At 70.3% G+C, this 10451-nt stretch carries 11 protein-coding genes; 8 read left to right on the top strand and 3 right to left on the bottom strand.

Features of this window, described 5'->3' with window-relative positions; translation table 11 throughout:
• Window positions 1–165 precede the first annotated feature (165 nt).
• On the top strand, window positions 166–1434 hold the full coding sequence (locus ACOJTC_RS21810; protein ID WP_420118270.1) for a pentapeptide repeat-containing protein: 1269 nt from the start codon (window positions 166–168) through the stop codon (window positions 1432–1434).
• A gap of 280 nt (window positions 1435–1714) precedes the next feature.
• Window positions 1715–2281, top strand: a complete 567-nt coding sequence (locus ACOJTC_RS21815) for a DUF6228 family protein (RefSeq protein WP_420118271.1) — start codon at window positions 1715–1717, stop codon at window positions 2279–2281.
• Window positions 2282–2402: 121 nt separating this feature from the next.
• Here the strand turns inward: ACOJTC_RS21815 and ACOJTC_RS21820 are convergent, their stop codons facing one another.
• Entirely contained in the window at window positions 2403–2750 is a 348-nt protein-coding gene (locus ACOJTC_RS21820) for a hypothetical protein (RefSeq protein WP_420118272.1), read from the bottom strand.
• A gap of 710 nt (window positions 2751–3460) precedes the next feature.
• Here ACOJTC_RS21820 and ACOJTC_RS21825 point away from each other — a divergent pair.
• Complete coding sequence (locus ACOJTC_RS21825) at window positions 3461–3724, top strand: e9imm peptide (protein WP_420118273.1); 264 nt, start codon at window positions 3461–3463, stop codon at window positions 3722–3724.
• A gap of 66 nt (window positions 3725–3790) precedes the next feature.
• The gene (locus ACOJTC_RS21830) at window positions 3791–4672 is read left to right on the top strand and encodes an LLM class flavin-dependent oxidoreductase (protein WP_420118274.1); all 882 of its coding nucleotides are present in this window, start codon (window positions 3791–3793) and stop codon (window positions 4670–4672) included.
• A gap of 25 nt (window positions 4673–4697) precedes the next feature.
• On the opposite strand, the gene ACOJTC_RS21835 is transcribed toward ACOJTC_RS21830, so the two are convergent.
• Window positions 4698–5129, bottom strand: a complete 432-nt coding sequence (locus ACOJTC_RS21835; RefSeq protein WP_420118275.1) for an ASCH domain-containing protein — start codon at window positions 5127–5129, stop codon at window positions 4698–4700.
• Window positions 5130–5230: 101 nt separating this feature from the next.
• On the opposite strand from ACOJTC_RS21835, the gene ACOJTC_RS21840 reads away from it, so the two are divergent.
• Window positions 5231–5773 (top strand): alpha/beta hydrolase, encoded by a 543-nt coding sequence (locus ACOJTC_RS21840; protein ID WP_363649794.1) that lies wholly within the window; start codon window positions 5231–5233, stop codon window positions 5771–5773.
• A gap of 13 nt (window positions 5774–5786) precedes the next feature.
• Here ACOJTC_RS21840 and ACOJTC_RS21845 read toward each other — a convergent pair whose 3' ends face one another.
• Window positions 5787–6335, bottom strand: a complete 549-nt coding sequence (locus ACOJTC_RS21845; protein ID WP_204925594.1) for a phosphoribosyltransferase family protein — start codon at window positions 6333–6335, stop codon at window positions 5787–5789.
• 157 nt (window positions 6336–6492) lie between these two features.
• On the opposite strand from ACOJTC_RS21845, the gene ACOJTC_RS21850 reads away from it, so the two are divergent.
• The 3 genes from ACOJTC_RS21850 to ACOJTC_RS21860 all read left to right on the top strand — a co-directional run bounded on the left by ACOJTC_RS21850 (window position 6493) and on the right by ACOJTC_RS21860 (window position 10352).
• Window positions 6493–7164, top strand: coding sequence for a septal ring lytic transglycosylase RlpA family protein (locus tag ACOJTC_RS21850; RefSeq protein WP_420118276.1), 672 nt, complete (start codon window positions 6493–6495; stop codon window positions 7162–7164).
• Window positions 7165–7251: 87 nt separating this feature from the next.
• Entirely contained in the window at window positions 7252–8379 is a 1128-nt protein-coding gene (locus tag ACOJTC_RS21855) for a PP2C family protein-serine/threonine phosphatase (protein ID WP_357924961.1), read from the top strand.
• A 116-nt stretch (window positions 8380–8495) separates the two neighbouring features.
• Complete coding sequence (locus ACOJTC_RS21860) at window positions 8496–10352, top strand: acyl-CoA dehydrogenase (RefSeq protein WP_420118277.1); 1857 nt, start codon at window positions 8496–8498, stop codon at window positions 10350–10352.
• Window positions 10353–10451 lie beyond the last annotated feature (99 nt).

A 10451-nucleotide genomic window follows, 5' to 3' on the forward strand; every position in this document is an offset into this window, starting at 1 on the left:
ACGGCACGATTGCGCAACGTGAAGGATCGACTTAGCGCCGTGTTCGCGGCCTTGGGCGGGTTGGGCGTAGTGACCCTCGTCATTTTGCAGATGCCGGCCTCTTGGTGGGGTGCTCTAGCCTCCAGATGGCCAGTACTGCTACTGACACCGGCCAGCCTCGCTGCATTGATCGCCGGTACGGTCCTGCATCACCAGAATCGCCAACAGCGCACAGTCGCCGAAGCGTCATCCGCCCCGCTACCGCCAGACCGGCCGCTGCGCCCCCTGCCGTCGTGGGTGATCCCCGCTGGTGTGGTGCTGATCCTAGTCGTTACATGGATCGCGGTGACCTGGCTTCATAACCTTGCGCCCGCTGGAGGCGGTGTCGTTGAACAGGCAAAGCTACAGGTGGAAGGTGTCCGCACCGGTCTGGCCATCGGCGGTGCGGTGACCGCTGGGTTCGCGCTGCTATTAGCTTTCCGTCGGCAGCAGCTGGCCGAGCGCACCCAGCAGGCCACCGAGTACGACGCCGGCGAGAAACGGGTCACCGAGTTGTACGTCAAGGCTGTTGACCAGTTGGGTTCGGACAAGGCCCCGGTTCGCCTCGGCGGCCTGTACGCGCTGGAACGCCTCGCCCAGGACAACCCGGTCCACCGGCAGAGCATCGTGGAGGTATTCTGCGCCTACCTTCGCATGCCGTACACCCCGCCCGGCGCCCAGCTTGCGTCTGGTGCCGCCAGCCCAGCAGAGGCGGCCGCGGTGCCACATCCCGCAAACCCACCCGACAGCGGCGACCCCGACAAGCCGGCCCGAGACCCCCGCGAGGAACGTCAGGTCCGCCTCACCGCCCAACGCATCCTCGCCCGCCATCTCCGACCCCAAATCCAAAATAAGACCCCCAACCACCCCGCCTACTGGGGCCCGGAAATCACGCTGGACCCCACCGCCTACTGGGGCCCGGAAATCACGCTGGACCTCACCGAAGCAGTCCTCACCGACGCCGACTTCGCCGACTGCCACCTCCACAACGCCATCTTCACTAAAGCGAACTTCACCGGCCACGCCCGGTTCGACGGGGCAACGTTCGCCGGCCGGGCCGTGTTCGACGAGGCGACGTTCACCGGCAACGCCGTGTTCGGTGGGGCGACGTTCAACGACGTCGCCGGGTATGTCGGGGCGACGTTCACCGGCAACGCCGTGTTCGGTGAGGCGACGTTCACCGGCTGGGCCGTATTCGACAGGGCGACGTTCAACGGCAACGCCGTGTTCGGTGGGGCGACGTTCACCGGCTGGGCCGTATTCGACAGGGCGACGTTCAACGACGTCGCCCTGTTCGACGGAGCGGCCTTCAACGACGTCACTCTGTTCAACGGAGCGACCTTCAACGGCAACGCCAATTTCGAGAGAGCAACTCTTGGCGGGGCGAGCTATGACGGCCCATCGTTGCCGGATTAGCCTCTACTGGATCAAGGTACCGTGCTGCGCACGGTGCGACGCGGTGGTCCCGTCCGGCGGCAAGCCGCCCCGGCCGCCTCCGGCACCGGGGCGGGAAGCCGCCGAGAACCGACGGGCTGCCGCGTCCAGGCCCGTCCCGACCGGCTCGGGACCAGGCCGTGACGATCGCCAGCTTGGTTGGCCTCCGCCGGGCTTCCGGCGATCGACTGCCGCACCGGCTCCGCCGGCTTGCCATCGAATCGCGTAGACGAGCCGATCGGGCGTCCGGAGACTGCAGTCCATGAGAGAGCCGTTCGTGCTGCGCCGCCCTGGTGGCGCACGGTGGGTCGTTCATCCACCTGAGGACCCTTACGGCGACGGTTACGTGTTCACCGTTGCCACCGAGCTGCACGAGGACGGGATGACGGCTTCGACCGTGGCCATGATCGACGGCTTGTGCAGCAGCCCGGACATTGTCGCTCTGCCGGTCTTCCTCGACTCCCTGGCCGCAGGGTGGGAGGGGTGGCAGGGCATCCGCAACTGGACGTCAATGGAGCGGGAACTCTGCTTCGACGCGCGTCACGACGGGCGCGGTTACGTCTCGCTCGGCGTAACCCTCCGTCCGCCGGGGTTCGACCCCGATGACACGGGATGGTCGGCCAGAGCGGTCTTCGTGGGAAGCGGGCGAGGAGATGACCCAGATGGCCGCCGACCTCAGCGCCTTGCTCCGCCTGTAGCAAGCCCCTCGTGGCGTGCCATTAGCGTGCCATTAGGGCAGGACAACCGGGGTCAACCCGGGCCACCAGGGGCCACCGTGACCAGGTCGCCGGCCCCACGACCTGCCGCCCATCGTCGATTCCCAAGCTGACAGTGCGGGTTCGATTCCCGTCACCCGCTCCACCACGAAGGCCCTGACCAGGATGCGAATCCGAGTCAGGGCCTTCGATGTTCAGTGGCCAACCAGGGCGCACCGTGCCGGTGGCAGGCGATTACAGGCCGATCGGGGGTGGTGGCGACGGCCCTTGGTCGGTGGGGCCGGTAGCCACTTTCGCCTGCTGGCTTTGCGGTTCGCCGCTCACACCACCGGGGTCTCTGGCTGCCAACACGGCGATCCCGTGAAGGCCGCGCGTGATGATCCGCCAGGGCAGCAGCACATCTCCCCAGCTCCTGATGTCGAATGCCTCGATGACCTTCGGGGCTTGCCGAACGAGCACCTCTCCGTTGGGCAGGCGGGCGATCGCGTAGCAGAAGGTGAGCCAGGCGACAAACGACAGGAAGATGATCCCGGCGAGTAGGAGGAGAATTACGCCAAAGGCGTGGACCGTCTCCGAGTTCAAGGCGCTGATCCTTTACGTAGCTGTACTGACGAGCGGGCATGCGGGACGCAGGGGCAGGTGCCCGGCGTACCGCGTGCGACCCTGAGGTCGCGGCTACGTCTCCCTTCGCTCCTCTGGCCCTTTTTTCGTCAGCGCTACGTGGCGCCGATATCGAGCGCCCTCGCTTCAGGCCCGGTGGTCGGGCACTGACGAGGGAACCCCATATCGAGTCACGTTTCGCTCACTGAATGATGACATGCCCGACCGACCTTCACCAGGGCTCGTGATCCGGCGGAGCGGTATCGCACCCCCACACCGCACCGGAACTGAACACCTGCGTGAAGTGGCTCCTGCTGGCGAGTTGTCAGGGCTGACGCTACCCAGGCGGTGACGCCGGCGGCCTGAAGCCGTCGGGGCCAGCATTGCGGCGGAGCGGACACACACGTGCGTGTCCTTCAGACCTGATGACGTGAACGATTCGCACTGGTGGCCCGCAGCGGTGTCGACGTCAGCACAGCACGCCGTTCGTCGCCTGCCATCCGCCGGGCCACCTGTCACGCCCCACTCACCGCGCCTGATTCGTTGACGACATCAGCTCGAAAGGACGCGCCAGGACCACCCGACCCGCGCGCTCCCGGGCCGACCTGGATGACGGCCACGGCGGGAAACCTCGACACTTCCCCGTCGAGGATCATGTGGGGTGCCATCGACCCTGCTCCGAGGAGGTCGCCGTGCAGGCGAAGCTGACCCGGGACGAGGCCGTCGCCCTCGTCGAGCGGATCATGCGGCTCGACTATGCCGACGACGGCGAGCTGAACGACTGGCTGGACAGACTCGAACTCGACCTCGTCTGTCCGGACGTCTCCGATCTGATCTTCACGACCACCCCGGAGTTGACGGCCACCGAGGTCGTCGACCGCGCGCTGGCCTACCGGCCGATCGCGATGCAGGCGGTCCCGTGGTCGGAGACCGAGGAGCAGACCCGACCTGACTGACCCACGTGGGCGCGGGCACCCGGCGCGGGAAGGGCGGGGCCGGGGGCGGGACGTACGCTGGCGATCATGCGGATTGGCATCGTGATCCTTCCCGACCAGCGCTGGCCGGAGGCGCGTCGGCGCTGGCAGCAGGTGGACGAGTGGGGCTTCGACCACGCCTGGACGTACGACCACCTGGGCTGGCGGGACCTGGTAGACGGTCCCTGGTTCGACTCGATGTCGACGCTCACCGCCGCCGCCATGGTCACCGAACGGGTGCGGCTGGGCACCCTGGTCGCCTCGCCCAACTTCCGGCATCCGGCGGCGTTCGCCCGGCAGGTCACCACCCTCGACGACATCTCCGGTGGGCGGCTGCTGCTGGGCCTCGGCGCGGGTGGCATCGGCTTCGACTCGGCGGTGCTGGGCGGGGAGACGCTGCCGCCCCGGCCGAGGGTGGACCGGTTCGGCGAGTTCACCGAACTGCTGGACCTGATCCTGCGGGAGGACGGCACCACCTGGCGGGGGGACTGGTTCAGCGCGGTGGACGCCCGCAACAACCCGGGCTGCGTGCAACAGCCCCGGGTGCCGTTCGTGATGGCCGCCAACGGGCCCCGGTCGATGCGGTTGGCCGTCCGGTTCGGTCAGGGCTGGGTCACCACCGGAACCGGTGAGGAGGAGCTGACGGCCTGGTGGGACGGGGTGGCGACACTCTGCGCCCGGATGGACCGTACCCTCGACGAGGTCGGCCGCGACCCGGCGAGCCTGCCCCGCTACCTCTCCCTGGACTCGGCACCGGTCTTCTCGCTGCGCAGCGCCGACTTCTTCGCCGAGCAGGTGGCGCGGGCGGCGGCGCTCGGCTTCACCGACGTGATCACCCACTGGCCCCGGGCCAGCAGTTGGTACGCGGGCGACGAGGCGGTCCTGGCCGACGTCGCCACCCGGCTGCTGCCGGAGCTGCGGACGGCCTGACCGGGGTGCCGTCCCCGGGGGCTGCTCAGGTGCCGAGGTCGCCGGTGGGCGTCCCGCCGTCGCCGGCCGAGACCAGCCGGAACCGGATACAGACGATCTCGGTGTCGTCGGTGACCGGGGTGCCGACCCGCGCCCAGTAGCCGGCGTGCCCCGCCCGCCAGTCCTCGATGGACCGGTCCCCCTCGCCCTCGGAGCGGGCGAAGTCCCAGGAGACCCCGGCGAAGGGGACGACCTCGATCCCGGTCACCTCGACCACCCCGACGAGGGCGTCCCGGTCGTCGACCAGGACCAGCCGTTCGCCGACGTGCTCCAACTCCTCGGTCTCGTCGGCGTACTCGGTGAGCAGGCCGGCGGTGGCCGTCTTCACCCCGGCCAGCACCAGCGTGTTGAGCGTGGTGCGCACCTCGCCGGGGGTGCCGAGGGCGAGCGTGCGGAGTCCGCCGATCCGTGGCCACATGCGGCCGAGGCTACCGCCGCGCCGTTCGCCCGTCGCCCGGTTTCGACGCCCCCACGGTCGGCTCCGCCGTCGCTACGGTGGGTCCGACGACGGGAGGAACCATGGACCGACGCGCGGTACTCGTCCCCGGACGGGGCTACGACACCCACTACCCGCTGTTCGCCTACCCGGGTGAGGGCCTGCGCCGGGCGGGCTTCGACGTCCACGAGATCGGCTGGCAGCCGCCGGAGGGGATCGGGATGGACGGCGCGCCCCCGTCGGTGGCGATGGACTGGGTCGCCGGGCAGGTCGCCCCGACGCTGGGGACACCGACTGATCTGCTGGTCGCCAAGTCGCTCGGCACCCTGGCCGCCCCACTCGCCGCCGACCGGGGGCTGGCCGCGATCTGGTTGACGCCGCTGCTGCACCGGCCCGAGGTGGTGGCGGCGCTGGACCGGGCGTCCGCGCCGTTCCTGCTGGTCGGCGGTACGGCCGACGGGGCGTGGGACGGCGCGGTGGCGCGGCGGCTCACCCCGCACGTGCTGGAGGTGCCGGACGCCGACCACGGCCTGCTGGTGCCCGGCCCGCTGGCCCGCTCGGCCGAGGTGCTCGGGCAGGTCTGCACGGCGGTCGAGGAGTTCGTGCGGCTCACCTGGCCGGGCTGACACCGGAGCGTGGTCAGGGCAGGTCGGCGGGGGTGAGCAGCCCGTGTGCGCCCAGTTCGGCGGCGACCGGGTCGGGCAGGTCGACGACCACGGCGGCGACGCCCACCCAGTGCGCGCCCCGGGCGGCGCACAGGTCCCGTACGGCCCGCACCTGGGCGCCGGTGGCGACCCAGTCGTCGACCATGAGCACCCGGTCGTCCGCGCCGAGCCGGTCGTCGCGTACCGCGAGGTCGACCTGCCGGCCCCGGAAGTCGGGTGGACTCTGGGCCCAGGTCAGCGGGCCGGCGGGGAGGCGTCCGTCGCCGGGCTTGTGGGCCGGGACGAAGCCGACGCCCAGCGCGGTCGCGGCGAGCGGCCCGAGCATCAGCCCGGTCACCGCGGGGGCGACGACGACGGTGGGCCGACCGGTGCGGAACGGCGCGACCAGGGCCGGACCGAGCCCGGCCAGCACCTGCGGGTCCCGCCACCAGCGGGAGACGTCGCTGACCAGGTGGCTGCTGCCGGGTCCCGGATCGACCCAGGTGAACAGTTCGGCCAGGCGGTCACGCAGTGCGACGGTCATGCCCACATCCTCGGTGCTGAATGCCAACGGTGGCATTCTGGCCCGTGCGGCCCAGCGGTCCTCGGCTGATCGGTCACACGTATCACTGTAATTCCGGGCATACCACCATGATCACGTTGACTTCGGAAGTGCTTCTGTCGTTACGGTCCGAGCCGTCATGCAGGCATACGAAAGGACCGAGCCGGTGGTCGGCAGGCACGCCCGTACCCGGATCTTCTCCTCGCCCGCCGGCATCGCCGCGACCGCCGCGATCGGTGTCGCGCTCGCCGTCAGCGGCACCGTCGGCGCGGTGCAGTTGACCGCTGACGACGCGCCGGCCCCCGTGGTGGTGGACACGTTCGCCCCCGGCACGGCCGCCACCACCGACGCGCCTACCCCGAGCCCGTCGGTGAGCGCCACCGCCTCCCCGAGCGCCAGCCCGTCGCCCACGGTCACCGCCAGCCCGAAGGCCGCCCGCACCCAGGCCGCCTCCCGGAGCAAGCCGCGCACCCCCGCGCCCAAGCCGTCCGCCACCACCAAGAAGGCGGCCCCGAAGAGCACCGTCGTCGACAGCGGCTCCTGCGGCGCGTCCTTCTACGACGAGGGTCAGTTGACCGCCAACGGGGAGAACTTCGACCCGAGCGCGTTGACCGCCGCCCACAAGACCCTGCCGTTCAACACCAAGGTCCGGGTGACCAACCCGGCCAACGGCAAGTCCGTCACCGTACGGATCAACGACCGTGGCCCGTTCATCGACGGGCGTTGCATCGACCTGTCCCGGGCCGCCTTCGCCACGATCGCCTCGGTCGACGTGGGTGCGCTGACCGTCAGGTACGAGGTGCTGGGCTGACGGCGAACGGTGGCAGCAGCGGGACGGGTGGGTAGAACACCCTCAATCGTGGGGCTAGGTTCATTCTCCCGTCCGGTTCCATCAGGCATGCTGTCCCACGTACGTAAACATGCCTTCCAGTTGGGCCGAGGCCCACTGAGTCCCGGGTCCCGCGCCGGCGTCGGCGCGGCCGTCGGGCTGCTCGCGCTCGTCTCGGCGATCGAGTCGGCCGACGGCCGCGCGGTGCACTATGTCGCGCTGATGACGGTGGCGCCGATCCTGGCCGCCGGCTTCGCCTCGTGGCGTGCGGTGGCCGGGGTGGGTTTCCTCGCGCTGCTGGTCGGGGCCGGTTTCGCGGTGGCCGATCCGGCGATGGAGCTACCCACGGCGGTGTCCCTGGTCGGGATCGCCGTCGCCACGGTGGTGGCGGCGAGCGTGGCGGCGGTCCGGCAGGGGCAGGTGGAGCGGATAGGCGAGTTGTCCAGGTTGGCCTCGGTGGCCCAGCAGGCCGTGCTGCGTCCGCTCGGCCCGCAGGTGGGCACCCTGGCGGTGGCGGCCCGGTACATCTCCCCCACGGCCACCGCCGAGATCGGCGGCGACCTGTACGAGGCGATCGACACCCCGTACGGCGTTCGCATGATCATCGGAGACGTGCGGGGCAAGGGGCTGGACGCGGTCCGGCTCGCCAGCATCGTGCTCGGCTCCTACCGGCACGTCGCGTACGAGCGGCCCGACCTGCGGGCGGTGGTGGCCGACCTGGACCGGGCGGTGGCCCGCAACGTGGGGGACGAGGACTTCGTCACCGCGGCCGTGGTCGAGGAGCGCGGCGGGACGCTCACCATCGTCAACTGCGGCCACCCGGCGCCGTTGCTGCTGCGCCGGGGTGCGGTGATCCCGCTGGAGCCGCCCGCCCCCGCCCCGCCGCTGGGGTTCATGCCGGTGGTCCGGCCTCGGGTCGAGCGGCTGGAGCCGGGGGACCGGCTGTTGCTGTTCACCGACGGCCTCGGCGAGGCGCGCCGCGACGGCGAGTTCTTCCCGACCGCCGACCGGGCCTGGCGGCTGCTCGGCCACGGCACGGTCGGCGACGGCCTGGCCTCCCTGGAGACCGCGCTGGTCGAGTGGGTGCACGGTCGGCTCGACGACGACATCGCCCTGGTCCTGATGGAGTACACCGGCCCGCGCAGCGGGGTGACGGTGGCGGTGCCCTCGTGGGAGGTCGGCGCGGCCGAGAGCTGAACCGCCGGGTGTGTAATCGCCGTCACTTCCGTGACCGGGTTGTCGCTGCCTACCCGTGAGTAATACAGTGGGGGTTACTGATCGGTAACACCTGTCCGGAAGCGGGGCCAGCGAACATGACCCACTACAAGAGCAACCTTCGGGACCTTGAGTTCAACCTGTTCGAGGTCTTCGGGGCGGACCAGACGTTCGGCCAGGCGCCGTACACGGACCTGGACGTCGACACCGCCCGCAGCTTCCTCTCGGAGGTCGACCGCCTGGCCCGCGAGGACCTTGCGGCCAGCTACACCGACAGCGACCGCAACCCGCCGGTCTTCGACCCCGCCACGCACACCGCGCCGCTGCCGGAGTCGTTCAAGAAGTCGTACCAGGCGTTCATGGATTCCGAGTTCTGGCGGCTGGACCTCCCCGAGTCCCTGGGCGGCAGCAGCGCCCCGCGCGCCCTCTGGTGGTCGCTCGCCGAACTCGTGCTCGGCGCCAACGCCCCGGTCTGGATGTACGCCTCCGGCCCGTCCTTCGCGCACGTGCTGCACGTCGAGGGCACCGAGGAGCAGCAGAAGTGGGCCAAGCTCTTCATCGACAAGCAGTGGGGCTCCACGATGGTGCTGACCGAGCCGGACGCCGGCTCGGACGTCGGCGCCGGGCGCACCCGCGCCGTCCAGCAGCCGGACGGCTCCTGGCACATCGAGGGCGTGAAGCGGTTCATCACCTCCGGTGAGCACGACCTGAGCGACAACATCGTGCACTCCGTGCTGGCCCGTCCGGTCGGTGTGGAGGGCGTCGGCGGGCCGGGCACCAAGGGGCTGTCGCTGTTCGTCGTCCCGAAGTTCCACTTCGACGCCGAGACCGGTGAGCTGGGCGAGCGCAACGGCGTCTTCGCCACCAACGTCGAGCACAAGATGGGCATCAAGGTCTCCAACACCTGCGAGGTGACCTTCGGCGAGCACGGCGTACCGGCCAAGGGCTGGCTGCTGGGCGACAAGCACGACGGCATCCGGCAGATGTTCATGATCATTGAGTACGCCCGGATGATGGTCGGCACCAAGGCGATCGCCACCCTGTCCACCGGCTACCTCAACGCCCTGGAGTACGCGAAGAACCGGGTGCAGGGCGCCGACCTGATCCAGCAGGCCGACAAGGCCGCCCCCCGGGTCACCATCACCCACCACCCGGACGTGCGCCGTTCGCTGCTGATGCAGAAGTCGTACGCCGAGGGCCTGCGCGCGCTGGTCTGCTACACCGCCACCTGGCAGGACAAGGTCGCGGTCGCCGAGGCGGCCGGTGACGAGGCGGCCACCAAGCTGGCCAAGCGGGTCAACGACCTGCTCCTGCCGCTGGTCAAGGGCGTCGGCTCGGAGCGGGCGTACGAGCTGCTCGGCCACGAGGCGCTGCAGACCTACGGCGGCTCGGGCTTCCTCCAGGACTACCCCCTGGAGCAGTACGTCCGGGACGCCAAGATCGACACCCTCTACGAGGGCACCACCGCGATCCAGAGCCTCGACCTGATCTTCCGGAAGATCGTCCGGGACAACGGCAGGGCGCTCACCGCCGTCGCCGGAGAGATCCAGGAGTTCATCACCACCGAGGCCGGAAACGGGCAGCTCAAGGAGGAGCGGCTGGCGCTCGGCCGGGCGCTCGCCGAGATCCAGAACATCCTCGGCGTGCTGACCGGCTGGCTCGGCGAGGCCCAGGGCGGCGACGCCCGCAGCCTCTACAAGGTCGGTCTGAGCAGCCGCCGCTTCCTGCTCGCCCTCGGCGACCTGGTGGTCGGCTGGCTGCTCCAGAAGCAGGCCGACGTGGCGCTCAAGGCGCTGGCGGGCGAGGTCTCCGCCACCGACCGGGCGTTCTACACCGGCAAGGTGGCCGCCGCCCGGTTCTTCGCCCGCGAGGTGCTCCCCCGCATCGGGGCGGACCGCCGGATCATCGAGGGTGCCGACCTGGACATCATGGACCTCCCGGAGGAGGCGTTCTGATCCCCGCCGGTCGATAGTTCGCAACGGGGCCGATTGTTGGGGATACCAACGCCGGGGTAACCCCACAACCGCCCCCCCCCCCCCCAATTGCCCCCCCCA

This window comes from Micromonospora sp. (genome assembly GCF_048594385.1).
GTDB lineage: Bacteria > Actinomycetota > Actinomycetes > Mycobacteriales > Micromonosporaceae > Micromonospora > Micromonospora wenchangensis.

Excerpts from the sequence above, each read along its gene's own strand:
- ACOJTC_RS21815 (WP_420118271.1), top strand. The coding sequence starts at position 1,715 with ATGAGAGAGCCGTTCGTGCTGCGCCGCCCTGGTGGCGCACGGTGGGTC.
- ACOJTC_RS21830 (WP_420118274.1), top strand. The coding sequence starts at position 3,791 with ATGCGGATTGGCATCGTGATCCTTCCCGACCAGCGCTGGCCGGAGGCG.
- ACOJTC_RS21835 (WP_420118275.1), bottom strand. The coding sequence starts at position 5,129 with ATGTGGCCACGGATCGGCGGACTCCGCACGCTCGCCCTCGGCACCCCC.
- ACOJTC_RS21840 (WP_363649794.1), top strand. The coding sequence starts at position 5,231 with ATGGACCGACGCGCGGTACTCGTCCCCGGACGGGGCTACGACACCCAC.
- ACOJTC_RS21845 (WP_204925594.1), bottom strand. The coding sequence starts at position 6,335 with ATGACCGTCGCACTGCGTGACCGCCTGGCCGAACTGTTCACCTGGGTC.
- ACOJTC_RS21850 (WP_420118276.1), top strand. The coding sequence starts at position 6,493 with ATGCAGGCATACGAAAGGACCGAGCCGGTGGTCGGCAGGCACGCCCGT.
- ACOJTC_RS21855 (WP_357924961.1), top strand. The coding sequence starts at position 7,252 with ATGCTGTCCCACGTACGTAAACATGCCTTCCAGTTGGGCCGAGGCCCA.
- ACOJTC_RS21860 (WP_420118277.1), top strand. The coding sequence starts at position 8,496 with ATGACCCACTACAAGAGCAACCTTCGGGACCTTGAGTTCAACCTGTTC.